General features: G+C 65.3%; 12 protein-coding genes. 5 read left to right on the forward strand and 7 right to left on the reverse strand.

Features of this window, described 5'->3' with window-relative positions:
- Positions 1-3: 3 nt before the first annotated feature.
- Positions 4-981, forward strand: a complete 978-nt coding sequence (locus JQ639_RS16735) for a type II secretion system F family protein (RefSeq protein ID WP_211966651.1) — start codon at positions 4-6, stop codon at positions 979-981.
- A 66-nt stretch (positions 982-1,047) separates the two neighbouring features.
- On the opposite strand, the gene JQ639_RS16740 is transcribed toward JQ639_RS16735, so the two are convergent.
- Entirely contained in the window at positions 1,048-1,875 is an 828-nt protein-coding gene (locus JQ639_RS16740) for a tetratricopeptide repeat protein (protein ID WP_211966650.1), read from the reverse strand.
- A gap of 163 nt (positions 1,876-2,038) precedes the next feature.
- On the opposite strand from JQ639_RS16740, the gene JQ639_RS16745 reads away from it, so the two are divergent.
- Together JQ639_RS16745 and JQ639_RS16750 are read left to right on the forward strand one after the other, a co-directional pair.
- Positions 2,039-3,415, forward strand: a complete 1,377-nt coding sequence (locus tag JQ639_RS16745) for a leucyl aminopeptidase family protein (RefSeq protein ID WP_211966649.1) — start codon at positions 2,039-2,041, stop codon at positions 3,413-3,415.
- Positions 3,408-4,256: a C40 family peptidase gene (locus JQ639_RS16750; protein ID WP_211966648.1), complete on the forward strand. Its 849-nt coding sequence runs from the start codon at positions 3,408-3,410 to the stop codon at positions 4,254-4,256. The genes JQ639_RS16745 and JQ639_RS16750 overlap by 8 nt, the downstream gene beginning before the upstream one ends.
- Before the next feature lie 42 nt (positions 4,257-4,298).
- On the opposite strand, the gene JQ639_RS16755 is transcribed toward JQ639_RS16750, so the two are convergent.
- The 6 genes from JQ639_RS16755 to JQ639_RS16780 all read right to left on the reverse strand — a co-directional run bounded on the left by JQ639_RS16755 (position 4,299) and on the right by JQ639_RS16780 (position 12,796).
- Complete coding sequence (locus JQ639_RS16755) at positions 4,299-5,933, reverse strand: ABC transporter ATP-binding protein (RefSeq protein WP_211966647.1); 1,635 nt, start codon at positions 5,931-5,933, stop codon at positions 4,299-4,301.
- Positions 5,933-7,117, reverse strand: a complete 1,185-nt coding sequence (locus tag JQ639_RS16760; protein WP_211966646.1) for an ABC transporter permease — start codon at positions 7,115-7,117, stop codon at positions 5,933-5,935. Before JQ639_RS16760 ends, JQ639_RS16755 begins: the two co-directional genes overlap by 1 nt.
- The gene (locus tag JQ639_RS16765) at positions 7,117-8,223 is read right to left on the reverse strand and encodes a microcin C ABC transporter permease YejB (protein ID WP_211966645.1); all 1,107 of its coding nucleotides are present in this window, start codon (positions 8,221-8,223) and stop codon (positions 7,117-7,119) included. The genes JQ639_RS16760 and JQ639_RS16765 overlap by 1 nt, the downstream gene beginning before the upstream one ends.
- Positions 8,224-8,226: 3 nt before the next feature.
- Positions 8,227-10,110 carry an extracellular solute-binding protein gene (locus JQ639_RS16770; protein WP_211966644.1) on the reverse strand — a complete coding sequence of 628 codons (1,884 nt, stop codon included), beginning with the start codon at positions 10,108-10,110 and terminating at the stop codon, positions 8,227-8,229.
- Positions 10,111-10,118: 8 nt separating this feature from the next.
- The gene (locus tag JQ639_RS16775; protein ID WP_211966643.1) at positions 10,119-12,017 is read right to left on the reverse strand and encodes an extracellular solute-binding protein; all 1,899 of its coding nucleotides are present in this window, start codon (positions 12,015-12,017) and stop codon (positions 10,119-10,121) included.
- A 230-nt stretch (positions 12,018-12,247) separates the two neighbouring features.
- Entirely contained in the window at positions 12,248-12,796 is a 549-nt protein-coding gene (locus JQ639_RS16780) for a c-type cytochrome (RefSeq protein ID WP_211966642.1), read from the reverse strand.
- Positions 12,797-13,015: 219 nt separating this feature from the next.
- Between JQ639_RS16780 and JQ639_RS16785 the strand changes: the two genes are divergently transcribed.
- Positions 13,016-13,756 (forward strand): 3-deoxy-manno-octulosonate cytidylyltransferase, encoded by a 741-nt coding sequence (locus JQ639_RS16785; protein ID WP_211966641.1) that lies wholly within the window; start codon positions 13,016-13,018, stop codon positions 13,754-13,756.
- Positions 13,757-13,785: 29 nt separating this feature from the next.
- Positions 13,786-14,634, forward strand: coding sequence for a prephenate dehydratase (locus tag JQ639_RS16790; protein ID WP_211966640.1), 849 nt, complete (start codon positions 13,786-13,788; stop codon positions 14,632-14,634).
- Positions 14,635-14,785 lie beyond the last annotated feature (151 nt).

Here is a 14,785-nt window from a genome sequence, read left to right on the forward strand (position 1 = left end):
GCGATGATCGATTTCCTGATCGAGAAGTTTCACGACGCCCGTTTCATGGCGATGCTGCTTGCGGCCATCGCCGCGACGGCGACCGCCTACACGCTGATCTCGCCGCTGTTGGCCGGCGAAACGCTGTCCAAGCGGATGAAGGCGGTCGCAAGCGAACGCGAGCGCATCCGCCTGCGTGAGCGCGAGCGCCTCAACCGCAACGAAAAGGTGTCGCTGCGGCAGGCGCCACGGCAACTCGTCCAGAAGGCCGTCGACGACTTCAACCTGACCAAGTGGGTGGCCCAGGAATCTGCCCGCGACAAGTTGATCATGGCCGGCTACCGCGGCCAGGCGCCCTACACCACCTTCCTGTTCGCGCGCATGGTGGCGCCGATCGGGTTTTTCCTCGCCTCGGTAATCTACGTGTTCCTGCTGTCGAAGATGCAGCAGGGCGCGGCCATGAAGCTCGCGATGTGCGCGGGCGTCACCTATCTCGGCATGCACGCGCCGATGATCTTCCTGAAGAATGCGATCGCCAAGCGCCAGCTGTCGATCAAGCGCGCCTTTCCGAACGCGCTCGATCTGCTGCTGATCTGCATCGAATCCGGCATGTCGATCGAGGCCGCATTCCGCCGGGTCAGCCAGGAAATCGGCACGCAGTCGGTCGCGCTGGCGGAAGAGTTCACGCTGACCACGGCCGAACTGTCCTACCTGCAGGACCGCAAGGTCGCCTATGAGAACCTCGCCAAGCGTATCGGCCTGGAGAGCGTCAAATCGGTGGCGCTGGCGCTTCAGCAGTCGGAGCGCTATGGCACGCCGCTCGGCCAGACGCTGCGTGTGCTCGCGCAGGAAAACCGCGACATGCGCATGACGGAAGCCGAAAAGAAGGCGGCCGCGCTGCCGCCGAAGCTGACCGTGCCGATGATCCTGTTCTTCCTGCCGGTGCTGTTCGTCGTGATCCTCGGACCGACGGGCATCAAGGTCACCGCCTATATGCACTGACGCGGAGCGCCGCGGGGCGGCGCGCGTGCGGTGATCCGGATTTTGGCGGCCGTGATCGTTCGGACGTCAGGACCGGCGGGAGATGTCGACCGTATCATTCTGGGCGCCGCGGCGCGGCGCTTCCTCGCGGCTGAGCATCTGCTTGAGATAGGCGACGTTCGCCGCCGCTTCCTCGGGCGGCAAGTCGGCGCGCACGATGGTCTCGGCCTCCGCGAACCGCCCCTGCAACCCGACCACCAGCGCCAGGTTCTGGCGGACCCGCACATCCGCGCCGACGCCGGCGTACGCCCGGCGCAGCACCTGCTCGGCCTTGGCGAGATCCTTGGTCAGCATGTACGACAGCCCGAGGTTCGACAGCACGGATGGCTCGTCCGGCACGATCTTCAGCGCGCTGGCGTAGTAGCGGCGCGCCTCGTCGTGCTGGCCCATCTGATCGAGGGTCGTGCCCTGCACCGAAAGGATGCGCCAGTCCGGATTGGCCGGCGTGTGGGCATGGCTCAGGGTATCGAAGGCCTGCTTGAAGTTGCCGTTGTCGGCCAGCGCCCGGCCGTAGGCGCCGAGCACGGCCTTGTTGTTGGGATTGGCGAGGCTTGCCGCCTCGAGCACAGCAACCGCCTGCGACCGCTGCCCGTTGGCGCGCAGCGCTTGGCCGTAGCGGATGGCCGCATCGGGGTCGCGCGGATTGGCGCGGTAGCGCTCGCCAAGCCCCTCGGTCGGAACCCGGGCGTCACCATCGCGCGGGATCTCCGCCCGCGCCGCCATCGGCCCGCCCGCCGAACCGGTCACGTCCGGCCCGCGCGCCGTCGTCGTTTGACATCCACCGAGCGCCGCGGCCAGAATCACTGCAGACGCGGCGGACAGGAAAAACCGGGCGGCTTGAGGCTGGTCACGCATGCACATCGACTCGCAAAATGGACTCGCATCATCCGACCTGCGCAACGCTGCGCCGGATACGGCTTTGGATCAGCCATCAATAGACTGTTAACCCTAACGCCCGGTTAATCGGGCTATAGTCGCGCCGAACCCGGGCCAAACTCCCGCACCAGCCGAGACCACCATGACAGCCGTTTTCGCCGCCCCCGCCTCCGATGCCATTCCGATCACGTTCGCGACCAGATCGTCCTGGGAAGCGGACAAGGCCGCGTTGTCCGCGGCCGCGCAGCGCTTTGCCGACAGCAGCGGCTTCACCGCCAAGCCCGGACAGTTTCTTGGCCTGCCGGGCCCGGATGGATCGCTGGCCCAGGTGCTGTTCGGCCTCGACGAGGCAAGCGCACCTGCGCGCGATCCATTTCGTGCGGGGCAACTCCCGACGCTGCTGCCCGAGGGCATCTACCGCTTCGCCAATGCCCCCGACGCGCGCCTTGCGGCTCTCGCCTTCGCGCTTGGCAGCTATCGCTTCGGCCGCTATCGCAAGACCGACACACCGAACGCGCGTCTTGTACCACCGGACGGCATCGACGCCGCCGAGATCGGCCGCATCAGCGACGCCGCAGCACTCGCCCGCGACCTCATCAACACGCCGGCCAACGATATGGGCCCCGACGAACTCGCCGCCGCAGCCGCCGCGCTCGCCGAACGCTTCGGCGCGACCTACGCCTGCATCGTCGGCGAGGATCTGCGCGCCAAGAATTTTCCGCTGATCCATGCGGTCGGCCGGGCCTCGAGCCGAGCGCCGCGGCTGATCGACCTGACATGGGGAGATGCGGCCCATCCCAGGGTCACGCTGGTCGGCAAGGGCGTGTGCTTCGACACCGGCGGCCTCGACCTCAAGCCTTCCGGCTCGATGCTGCTGATGAAGAAGGACATGGGCGGCGCCGCCAACGTGCTGGCGCTTGCGCAGATGGTGATGGATGCCGGCCTGAAGGTGCGGCTGCGGGTATTGATCCCGGCGGTCGAGAATGCGGTTGCCGGCAACGCGTTCCGACCACTCGACGTCTTCCCTTCCCGCAAGGGACCCACGGTGGAGATCGGAAACACCGACGCGGAAGGCCGCCTCGTGCTCGCGGACGCGCTGGCGCTCGCCGACGAGGACAAGCCCGACCTGCTAATCGATCTCGGCACGCTCACCGGCGCCGCGCGCGTGGCCCTCGGCCCCGACCTGCCGCCGTTCTACACCAATGACGATGCCCTCGCCGACGATCTGTCGCGCAGCGCCCGCGAGGAGAACGACCCGCTGTGGCGGCTGCCGCTGTGGCCGGCCTACGACAAATGGCTGGATTCGAAGGTCGCCGACATCAACAATGCGCCGTCCAATGGTTTTGCCGGATCGATCACCTGCGCGCTGTTTCTGCAGCGCTTCGTCGAACCGACGACGCGCTGGCTTCATGTCGACATCTACGGCTGGACGCCGACCGCGAAACCCGGCCGCCCCGAAGGCGGCGAATGCCAGGCCGCACGCGCCATCTTCCATCTGCTGAGCCAGCGCTATGGCTGATCCCCGCCTGACGCCCGCGCGCCCCGACCTTGCCGCCGAGCACTTGCGCGGCCAGGTGACCGCGGAGCGCTTTGTCACCGGCGAAGAGTTCGAAGTGTTCGATCCGATCGTGCCACTACGGCGGGAGCCGTCGCATGATGCGCCGCTGGACACCCAGGCGCTGAAGGGCGAGCGGGTGACGGTCTACGACCGCACCAGCGAGGGCTGGGCATGGGGCCAACTGGCCGGCGATGGCTATGTCGGCTGGCTGCCGGATCTTGCGCTGGTCAAGCCGCGCACAGCGCCGACCCATGTCATCACCGCGCTGCGCACGCTCGCTTTCCCGGGCCCGTCAATCAAGCTGCCGCCGGTCGAGACGCTGCCGCTCGGCGCCCGCCTCGAGGTCGTGCGTACGGACGCCAGCTTCGCCATCACGGCCCAGCGGCACTATGTGCCGCTGATCCATGTTGCCCCGCTCAGCCATGTCGAACACGACTTCGTCGCGGTTGCCGAGCGTTTCGTCGGCACCCCCTATCTGTGGGGCGGCAAGAGCAGTCTCGGCGCCGATTGTTCCGGCCTCGTCCAGGTCGCGCTCGCGGCCTGCGGGGTCGCCGCTCCCCGCGACAGCGACATGCAGGAGCACGCGCTTGGCACGCCGCTCGATGAGGCGCAGTGGGCGAGCCTGGAGCGCGGCGACCTGGTGTTCTGGAAAGGTCATGTCGCCATCGCGCGCGGCCCCGACAGCCTCGTCCACGCCAACGCCCACCACATGGCGACCGCGATCGAACCGCTGGAGACGGCGCTCACGCGCATCAAGGCCGCCGGCAGCGACATCACCAGCGTCCGCCGGCTTGCGCGCTGACCACCGGCGTGCCGCGCCGACATGGTCCCGCGGACGTTGCGCTCAGCCGCCGACGTCCGTCGCGGCCTCGTTGCGGAAGGCGGCGGCAAACAGCGCACGGGTGTAGTCGGTCTGTGGGGCCTTGAACAGCCGCGCCGCCGGCCCCTCCTCGACAATCCTGCCATGGCGCATCACGATGAGATGGCTCGCCAGCGAGGCCACCACGCGCAGGTCGTGCGAGATGAACATGTAGGTCAGGTCGTGCTTGCGCTGCAGTTCCCGCAGCAGATCGACCATCTGCGCCTGGAACAGCATGTCGAGCGCGCTGGTCGGCTCGTCGAGAACCACGAAGCGCGGCTCCAGCACGGCGGCACGCGCGATGCTGATGCGCTGGCGTTGACCGCCGGAAAACTCGTGCGGATAGCGGAAACGCGTCTGCGGATCGAGGCCGACATCGCTCAGCGCCTTGATCACGCGGGCCTCGCGCCCGGTCTGGGTCAGGGACGGCTGATGCACGGTCAAGCCCTCGGCGATGATGTCGCCGACCGACATGCGCGGACTGAGCGCACCGAACGGATCCTGAAACACGATCTGCATGTCGCGGCGGAACGGCCGCATGTCCTTGAAACGCAGACCCTGGATGTCCTTGCCGAGGAACACGATCGGCCCCTGCGAGGAGATCAGGCGCAGCAGCGCCAACCCCAGCGTCGTCTTGCCTGACCCGGATTCGCCGACCACGCCGAGCGTCTCGCCCTGGCGGACCGAGAGCGTGACACCGTCGACCGCCTTGATCTGCCCGACGGTGCGACGCATCAGGCCGCGCTTGATCGGAAACCAGACCTTCAGGTCGTCGGTCGCCATCACCACCGGCGCGTCGGGGCGCGGCGGCGCCGGATCCGGCTTCGGCTCAGCCGCCAGCAGCGCACGCGTGTAGGGATGCTGCGGGCTGCTGAACACCTGCTCGACCGGTCCCTTCTCGACGATCTTGCCGTCGTTCATGACGCAGACCACGTCGGCGATGCGCCGCACGATGCCGAGATCATGGGTGATGAACAGCAGGCTCATGCCAAGACGGGCGCGGATATCGGCAAGGAGCTTGAGGATTTGCGCCTGCACGGTGACGTCGAGCGCCGTGGTCGGCTCGTCCGCGATCAGCAGGTCCGGTTCGTTGGCGAGCGCCATGGCAATCATGACACGCTGGCGCTGGCCGCCGGACAGCTGATGCGGGTAGCTGCCGAGCCGCGTCTCGGGCTCGGGGATGCCGACCTGGGTCAGGAGCTCGATGATGCGGGCGTGCGCCGCCGCGCCGCGCAGCCCGTTGTGCAACGACAGGATCTCTCCGATCTGCGCCTCGATGGTGTGCAGCGGATTGAGCGAGGTCATCGGCTCCTGGAACACGATCGAGATGTCGTTGCCACGAATGGCGCGAATCTCGTTTTCCTTCAGGGCGAGAAGGTTCTGGCCCTTGAAGTGGATGCTGCCCGAGGGATGAAACGCCGCCGGATAGGGCAGCAGCTTGAGCACCGACAGCGCGCTGACGGACTTGCCCGAGCCGGATTCGCCGACCAGCGCGACACACTGGCCGCGGCGGATCTCGAACGAAATGCCGTCGACCGCCACCATCGATTCGTTCTCGCCACGGCGAAACGCGACCGACAGGTCGCGGACGTCGAGTAGCGGCTGGTTGATCGCGTCCATCAGCTCGACCTGAATGTCTTGCGGGGATCAAAGGCGTCGCGCACCGCCTCGCCGACGAAGATCAGCAGCGACAGCATGATCGCGACCGAGAAAAACCCGGTCAGGCCGAGCCACGGCGCCTGGATGTTGGACTTGCCCTGCGACAGGAGCTCGCCGAGCGATGGTGAGCCGGGCGGCAGGCCAAAGCCGAGAAAGTCAAGCGCCGTCAGCGTCATCACCGAGGACGACACGATGAACGGCAGGAACGTCATGGTGGCGACCATGGCATTCGGCAACAGATGGCGAAACATGATGACGCCATTGGAGACGCCGAGCGCACGCGCTGCCTGAATGTATTCGAAGTTGCGGCCGCGCAGGAATTCGGCGCGCACCAGGCCGACCAGCGACACCCAGGAGAACAGCAGCAGGATGCCGAGCAGTACGAAGAAGCCGGGCACCAGCACCGACGACAGGATCAGGAGAAGATAAAGCGAGGGGATCGCCGTCCAGATCTCGATCACCCTCTGGAAGATCAGGTCGGTCCAGCCGCCGAAATAGCCCTGGATGCCACCGGCGGCGACGCCGATGACCGAGGAAGCCAGCGTCAGCGCGAGACCGAACAGCACGGAAATGCGGAAACCGTAGATCAGGCGCGCGACCACGTCGCGGCCCTGGTCGTCGGTGCCGAGCCAGTTGTACTCGAGATCGCGACAGCCCTTGAGGCCCTTGCGCTCGACCACCGTCTTGCACTGCGCTTCCGTCAGCAGCCATGTCGGCTTGGATGGCGCCGGCGTCGGCAGGTCGAGATTGTGGGTGTCGTAGGAATAGCGGATCGGCGCCCAGACGATCGAACCGCCCTTGTCGGCGATCAGCTTCTGCAAATAGGGATCGCGATAGTCCGCCGCGGTCTCGAAGTCGCCGCCGAAGGTGGTCTCGGCATAGTTGACGAATGCCGGCCAGTAGAAATGTCCGTCATAGCGGATCATCAGCGGCCGGTCGTTGGCGATCAGTTCGGCGAACAGCGAAATCACGAACAGCAGCGAGAAAAGCCAGAACGACCAGTAGCCGCGGCGATTCGCCTTGAAATTCTGCCAGCGCCGCCGATTCAATGGCGACGGCGCAAAGCGACGGCGCGACATCGGCACCGCCTCCCCGAGCGGGGTGATCGTGGTGGTCTCGACCGGTTCTGGCGCAGTCACGCTCATTACACCTCGCGCGCCTCGAAATCGATCCGCGGATCGATCCACATATAGGTCAGGTCGGACAGCAGGTTCACGACAAGCCCGACCAGCGAGAAGATGTAGAGCGTTCCGAACACCACCGGATAGTCGCGGTTGAGAACGCTTTCGAAGCCGAGCAGGCCGAGCCCGTCCAGCGAGAAGATGGTTTCGATCAGCAGCGATCCCGAGAAGAAGGCGTGGATGAAGGCGCCGGGGAAGCCGGCGACCACGATCAGCATGGCGTTGCGGAAGATGTGATTGTAGAGCACCTGCCGCTCGCTGCAGCCCTTGGCGCGCGCGGTCATGACATATTGCTTGCGGATCTCGTCGAGGAACGAGTTCTTGGTCAGCAGCGTCATCGTGGCGAAGGCGCCGAGCGCCATCGACACCAGCGGCAGCGCCAGATGCCAGAAGTAGTCGATGATCTTCCAGTACCAGGGAAATTGCGACCAGCCGTCAGACGTCAGGCCACGCAACGGGAACAGGTCGAGGAACGATCCGCCGGCAAAAAGGATGATCAGCAGGATGGCGAACAGAAAGCCCGGAATCGCAAATCCGACGATGATGACGCCTGACGTCCAGACATCGAATCGCGAGCCGTCACGCACCGCCTTGCGGATGCCGAGCGGGATCGAGATGAGGTAGGTCAGCAGCGTCATCCAGATGCCGAGCGACATCGACACCGGCAGCTTCTCCTTGATCAGTTGCAGCACGCTGACGTCGCGAAAATAGCTCTTGCCGAAATCGAACCGGGCGAAATTCCACAGCATCAGCGCGAAGCGCTCGGGCGCCGGCTTGTCGAAGCCGAACTGCTTCTCGAGGCTCTTGATGAAATCCGGATCGAGGCCCTGTGCGCCGCGATACTTGGAGTTCATCGCATCCGCCGCAGCGCCCGCCTGCGGCCGGCCGACGAGATCGCCGCCACCGCCCGAGATCCGCGAGCTGGCGCCGGTATCGGCGCCGTTGAGCTGGGCGATCACCCGCTCGACAGGGCCGCCGGGGGCGAACTGCACCACGACGAACGACACAAACAGGATCCCGAGCAGGGTCGGGATCATCAGCAGCAGGCGGCGGGCGATATAGGCGCTCATGAACTACTTCGCCTGATCGAGCTTGGCGGCCTTGGCCGCGTTGGACCACCACAGGGTCCGCTCGCCGAGCCCGGAGGAATAGCCGTCGGGATTGTAACGCGGCGGCGTCACCGGATGCTCGAACACGTCCCAGTACGCCACCGGATGATTGTTGCGGTACCACTGCGGCACCCAGTAGCGTCCGGCCCGGAACACGCGGTCGAGCGCATGGCAGGCCGTGATCAACTCGGGCCGGCTTTCGGCGCCGATGATGCGCTCGATCAGCGCATCGATCGCCGGATTGGCGACGCCCGCGAGGTTGTATGATCCCTTGGTTCTGGCCGCCTGGGACGAAAAGAATGGCCGCAGGCTGTCGCCAGGCGTCGCCGACAGGCTGAAACGCTGCATCGTGATGTCGAAGTCGAAATCCTCGACGCGTGCACGATACTGGACCGCGTCGACGACACGGAGCGTGGCCTCGATGCCGAGCACGCCGAGATTCTTGATGTACGGCATGTGATGCGGCTGCAGCGACGGCTCGTCGATCAGGAACTCGATCCGGAAGACATCGCCATTGGCCAGCAGTCGCTTGCCGTCCTTGATCGGGAAGCCGGCTTCCTGCAGCAACTGCGACGCCTTGCGCAGCAGGGCGCGGTCCTGACCTGTGCCATCGCTGACCGGCGGCACGAACGGCTTGTCGAACACTTCGTTCGGGATCTCGCCGCGAAACGGCTCCAGCAGCTTGAGCTCGTCCGGCGAGGGCATGCCTTCCGCCATCAGGTTCGAGTTCTGAAACGGCGACACCGTGCGGGTGTAAGTGTCGTACATCAGGCTTTTGTTGGTCCACTCGAAATCGAAGGCGTTGATCAGCGCCTCGCGCGCCCGCGGATCCTTGAAGCGGTCGCGACGGGTGTTGATGAACCAGCCCTGGGCCCCCGAGGGCGTGTCGTCAGGGAGCGTCTCGCGCTTGACGCGGCCATCCTTGACGGCCGGGAAATCATACCGTGTCGCCCACACCTTTGCCGTGAACTCCTCACGGTAGAGATAGTTCTTCGCGGTGAAGCCCTCGAAGGCGACGTCACGGTCGCGATAGAACTCATAGCGCACGACATCGAAATTGTAGGTGCCCCGCGCCACCGGCAGGCCCGCGCCCCACCAGTCCTTGACCCGCTCGAATTCGATGAAGCGATTGACCTCGAATTTACCGATACGGTAGGGGCCGGAGCCAAGCGGAATGTCGAGCGTCGATTCGTCGAACGCACGGCTGGCATAGTAGGCCTTCGAGAAGATCGGCAGCGCGGCGATGAAGAGCGGCACGTCGCGGGCGCGTTTTTCGGCGAAGGTCACCACCAGCGTCGCGTCGTCGACCGCCTCGACGGCGGCGACGTCACGCATCTGCTGGCTGATCAGCGGATGTCCCTTGGCCTTGAGCGTCGTCAGGGAGAATGCGGCATCGGCGGCGGTCAGCCGCGAGCCGTCGTGGAAGCGCGCTTCCGGCCGCAGCGTGAAACGATAGACCAGCTTGTCCGGCGAGATCTCGACCGACCTGGCGAGCAGGCCGTACATCGCATCCGGCTCATCGCCGGCACGCGCCATCAGTGTGGCGAAGGTCAGGTCCATGCCCTGCGCGCCCTCGCCCTTGAGGATGTAGGCGTTGAGCGAATTGAAGGTGAAGTAGGACTGGTTGTTGGCGCGGACCGACGGGATGGTCGAGAATACACCGCCTTTCGGCGCATCCGGATTGACGTAGTCGAAATGGTGGAAGTCGGCCGGGTATTTGAGGTCGCCGAACACCGACATGCCGTGGGCGGCGGAAGTTGCCGCGACGGCCGGACGCACCAGCATGGCGGCGGCGACACCGCCGCCAAGGCGGAGCGCATCGCGGCGATTGAGCCGGAAAGTGCTCATCGGAGCCCTCAAGAACGTTTGCCGATCTTTGCTGCCTTGGCCTCGTCGTACCACCAGAGTGTCGGGAATCCGGAGATGGCGTATTTCGGCATCGGCTCCGGATGGCTGAAGCGGTCCCAGCGGGCGTAGCGCTGGAAACCGTAGGTGAACTGCGGAACGACATAGAAATTCCACAGCAGCACGCGGTCGAGCGCCTTGCAGGCGGCCACGAGTTCAACGCGGTTCGGCGCGTAGATGATGCGCTCGATCAGCGCATCCACCGCCGGGTTCTTGATGCCGGCGAGGTTGCGCGATCCCGGCTTGTCCGCCGATTGCGATCCGAAATAGTCGCGCTGCTCGTTGCCCGGCGAGAGCGACTGCGCCCAGAGGCCGGTCACGAGATCGAAGTCGAAGGCCCGCAGACGGTTCTGATACTGCACGTCGTCGACCGTGCGCACGGTCACCGTGATGCCGAGCCGCTCGAGGTTCGGCTTGTAGAACAGGATGATGCGCTCGTCGCCCTGGTCGCGGCTGAGGAATTCGATGCTGACGGGCTTGCCTTGCGGATCGACCAGCTTGCGGTCGCGGACATCGAAGCCTGCCTCCTTGAGCAGGCGCGCGGCTTCGCGCAGGTTGCTGCGAAGCGCCTCGGCGCTACCGCCGACCGGATTGGTATAGGGCGTGGTGAAGATCTCCGGCGGGATCTTGTCGCGGAGCGGCTCCAGCAGTTGCAGCTCGAGGCCCTGCGGCAGGCCGGACGACGCCAGCTCCGTGCCTTCGAAATAGCTGTTGTCGCGGCTGTACTCGCCGGTGGAGAGCTGGCGGTTCATCTCCTCGAAGTCGAACGCGAAGTTGAAGGCGCGACGCAGCCGGACGTCGGAGAACAGCGGGCGACGAAGATTGAAGACGAAACCCTGCATCCGGCCGACGCTGTTGACCGGGAATTTCTCCTTGATCACGCGGCCGTCTCGCACGGCCGGAAAGTCATAGGCCGTCGACCATTCCTTGGCGCTGCGCTCGAGAATCCAGTCGACCTGGTCCGCCTTGAACGCCTCCCGCGCCACGGTGTCGTCGCGGAAAAACTCATAGCGGATCTGGTCGAAGTTGTTCAGGCCGACGTTGACCGGCAGCTTGCTGCCCCAATAGTCGGGGACACGCTCCATCACCAGCGAGCGGGCGGCGACGAAATCCTTGATACGATAGGGCCCCGAGCCCAGCGGTGGCTCCAGCATGGTCGAGCCGACGTCGCGCTTGCGCCCCTGCGCGTCCGTCCCCTCCCACCAGTGCTTGGGCAGGATCACCAGTTGGCCCGCGATGGTCGGCAGTTCGCGGTTGCCGGGCGCATCGAACACGAACTTGACGTCGCGGTCGCCGACCTTCTCGACCTTGGTGATGTGCCGATAGTAGGCGCTGTACATCGGGCTGTTGGTTTTGAAGGCGTCGAACGAGAAGATGACATCTTCCGGCGTCACCGGCTTGCCATCGTGCCAGCGTGCCTCCTTGCGCAGGCGGTAGATCACGTAGGAGCGGTCGTCCGGATAGGTCGCGGCCTCCGCGAGCAGGCCATAGTTGGTCGACACTTCATCGCGCGAATCGACCATCAGCGTTTCGTAGATCAGGCCGAGGCCGCCCGGCGGATTGCCCTTCAACCCGGCGACGACGATGTTGAAGCTGTCGAAGGTGCCGATTTCGAGCTGCCGCACGCTGCCGCCCTTCGGCGCGTCGGGATTGACATAGTCGAAGCGCTTGAAGTCCGCCGGGTACTTGATGTCGTCGAACAGCGACAGCGCGTGCCGCCAGGGCGTTCCGCCCGGCGCATCGTCGGCGCGCGCCGCGGTGACGAGAAAGGCGGCGGGGGTTGTCTGAAACAGCGGGACCGCTGCGGCGATGGCTCCGCTCTGGAGAACGCGGCGTCGGGAAATTTTCAAACAGACATTCCTGTGATTGTGCCGGTGCATACTGCCGGGCGTCCCCCCGGATCAGCGTCCCCAGCGATTATGTCGGTTTTTGGAAAGGTTACCACCCCCGGGACCATCTTTGCGGCCAAAGGTCACGAGTTGGGAGCGATCAAGGGGCGGATACGCGGAAAAGGCCGACAAACGAAAACGGCCAGGACGAGCCCGGCCGTTTGCAGATGACAGATTGTTGATCCCGGCGGTTACTTCGCCGCGGTCGGCACCGGCACGGGGTTGTCGGCCAGCGTCCGCAGATAATCGATGACGTCGGCGCGCTCGCTGTCCTTCGGCAGGCCGGCGAAGCCCATCGCGGTGCCGGCGATGTAGCCCTTCGGGTTGGCGAGGAACTTGTTGAGTTCGTCGAAGGTCCACTTGCCACCCTTGGCCTTCATCGGCGCCGAGTAATTGAAGCCGGCTTCCGACGCGCGGTCGCGATCGACGATGCCGTAGAGGTTCGGACCCACACGGTTGGGACCGCCCTTCTCGAAGGTGTGGCAAGCGGCGCATTTCTTGGCGGCCGTCGCGCCCTTCTCGACCGAAGCGGTCTGCAGCAGCTTCTCGATCGGCTCCGACGGCGCAGCCGCCGCGGCCTTCTCGCCGCCGCCGCTCTCTTCCTTCACGGCGATCTCGAAGCCCGGCTTGGCCGCCGTCTTCGGGGTGAAGACCGCGTTGGCGGTCAGATTCATCACCATCAAGACCAGGCAGGTGCCCAGAATTGCGCCCATGATCTTGTTGAGTTCAAAGGAGTCCATATCGGATCAGGCCCCACCGCCGGAAGGTCACGTTGCACGCATGCTCGGGCGCGCGAATAACGTGACTGAAAACCAAAAAACGGCCCCGAAATCAAGCATTCGCAATCGCTGCAACGAGATAACGGTTTGCCTGCGCGCTGGCAACCCGTATAACCGCCCCCGTCGCGTTGAAAACGCGCGCGAATTTCCGATTTTTCCACCTCACGCGACTTCGACCTCATGGCCCGATCCGACACCCTGCTGCTGATTCCCTCCCGCATGGCGGCCACCCGACTCGCGGGCAAGCCGCTCAAGGACATCGGCGGCGTGCCCATGATCGTTCAGGTCTGGCGCCGTGCCCAGGAGGCGGGCATTGGCCGGGTGGTGGTGGCGACCGACACCGACGAGATCGCCGCCGCCGTCGCGGCCCATGGCGGCGAGGCCGTCATGACCAGCGCCGACCATCCCTCAGGCTCCGACCGCATCCACGAGGCGCTGACGCGGCTGGATCCGGCGGGCGAGGTCCGGATCATTGTCAACGTCCAGGGCGACCTGCCCACCATCGCCCCCTCCGACATTCGCGCGGCGCTGGGCCCGCTGGAGGATCCCGCCGTTGACATCGCCACCCTCGCCGCGGTGATCAGCAAGGACGACGAGCACACCTCCCCCAACGTGGTGAAGGTCATCGGCTCGCCGCTCGCCGCGGACCGCCTGCGGGCGCTGTATTTCACCCGGGCGACGGCACCCTACGGCGACGGGCCGCGCTACCATCACATCGGCCTCTATGCCTATCGCAGGGCGGCGCTGGCACGCTTCGTGTCGCTGCCGCCGTCCCCGCTGGAAACCCGCGAGAAGCTCGAGCAGTTGCGGGCGATCGAGGCCGGCATGCGCATCGACGTCGCGGTGGTTGACACCGTGCCGCTCGGCGTCGATACGCCCCATGACCTCGAGATCGCCCGGCAGATGCTGGGCGCCTCCTGAACGATCATCCCGAACCCGACGAGCCGATCATGAAAATCGCATTCCAGGGCGAAAAAGGCGCGAACTCCCACATCGCGATCGCCGAGGCCTACCCTGACGCCGAGGCCATGCCCTGCGCGACCTTCGAAGATGCCCTCGCCGCGATTTCCTCGGGCGAGGCCGATCTCGGCATGATTCCGATCGAGAACTCGGTCGCCGGCCGCGTTGCCGACATCCACCACCTGCTGCCGCATTCCGGGCTCTTCATCATCGGCGAGTGGTTCCTGCCGATCCGCCACCAGCTCGTCGCCCCCCGCGGCGCAACGCTGGAAGGCATCAAGACCGTGGAAAGTCACGTTCACGCCCTCGGCCAGTGCCGCAAGATCATCCGCAAACTCGGCATCAAGCCCATCGTCGCCGTCGACACCGCAGGCTCGGCCCGCGCCGTCGCCGAGCGCGGCGACAAGACCTGCGCCGCGATCTCGTCGAAGCTGGCTGCCGAAATCTACGGCCTCGACATCCTGAGCGCAGACATCGAGGACGAAGCCCATAACACCACCCGCTTCGTGGTGCTGTCGCGCAACGAAAAGTGGGCCCAGCCAAGCACCACCCCGCTGGTCACGACCTTCGTCTTCCGGGTGCGCAACCTGCCGGCGGCGCTCTACAAGGCCCTCGGCGGCTTCGCCACCAACGGCGTCAACATGACCAAGCTGGAAAGCTACATGGTGGACGGCAACTTCTTCGCCACCCAGTTCTACGCTGACGTCGACGGCCACCCCGACGACCGCTCGCTCGCCAACGCCCTGGAAGAACTGCGCTTCTTCTCCCGCGAGCTGCGGATCATCGGCGTCTACCCGGCCCATCCGTTCCGGGCGACCTTCAGCGAATCGGCGAGCTAAAGCCCGGGAGGTGTGGGCAGAAATTTTACGAATTGATGAAATTCAACGTCTGCCCACACCCAAAGGCCGCAACAAGCGCTTTTAGTTTCGAAATTTTTACTTTTGAAACAATCTTTTAATCACGCCTCGATCAATAGAAAGCCCGTCCGAA

The organism is Bradyrhizobium sp. U87765 SZCCT0048 (assembly GCF_018131225.1).
Classification (GTDB): Bacteria; Pseudomonadota; Alphaproteobacteria; order Rhizobiales; family Xanthobacteraceae; genus Bradyrhizobium_A.

What these genes read in the sequence shown, in the direction of transcription:
- JQ639_RS16765 (WP_211966645.1), bottom strand. Translation starts at nt 8,223, where the DNA reads ATGAGCGCCTATATCGCCCGCCGCCTGCTGCTGATGATCCCGACCCTG.
- JQ639_RS16760 (WP_211966646.1), bottom strand. Translation starts at nt 7,117, where the DNA reads ATGAGCGTGACTGCGCCAGAACCGGTCGAGACCACCACGATCACCCCG.
- JQ639_RS16790 (WP_211966640.1), top strand. Translation starts at nt 13,786, where the DNA reads ATGAAAATCGCATTCCAGGGCGAAAAAGGCGCGAACTCCCACATCGCG.
- JQ639_RS16770 (WP_211966644.1), bottom strand. Translation starts at nt 10,110, where the DNA reads ATGAGCACTTTCCGGCTCAATCGCCGCGATGCGCTCCGCCTTGGCGGC.
- JQ639_RS16745 (WP_211966649.1), top strand. Translation starts at nt 2,039, where the DNA reads ATGACAGCCGTTTTCGCCGCCCCCGCCTCCGATGCCATTCCGATCACG.
- JQ639_RS16755 (WP_211966647.1), bottom strand. Translation starts at nt 5,933, where the DNA reads ATGGACGCGATCAACCAGCCGCTACTCGACGTCCGCGACCTGTCGGTC.
- JQ639_RS16750 (WP_211966648.1), top strand. Translation starts at nt 3,408, where the DNA reads ATGGCTGATCCCCGCCTGACGCCCGCGCGCCCCGACCTTGCCGCCGAG.
- JQ639_RS16785 (WP_211966641.1), top strand. Translation starts at nt 13,016, where the DNA reads ATGGCCCGATCCGACACCCTGCTGCTGATTCCCTCCCGCATGGCGGCC.
- JQ639_RS16780 (WP_211966642.1), bottom strand. Translation starts at nt 12,796, where the DNA reads ATGGACTCCTTTGAACTCAACAAGATCATGGGCGCAATTCTGGGCACC.
- JQ639_RS16735 (WP_211966651.1), top strand. Translation starts at nt 4, where the DNA reads ATGATCGATTTCCTGATCGAGAAGTTTCACGACGCCCGTTTCATGGCG.
- JQ639_RS16740 (WP_211966650.1), bottom strand. Translation starts at nt 1,875, where the DNA reads ATGCGTGACCAGCCTCAAGCCGCCCGGTTTTTCCTGTCCGCCGCGTCT.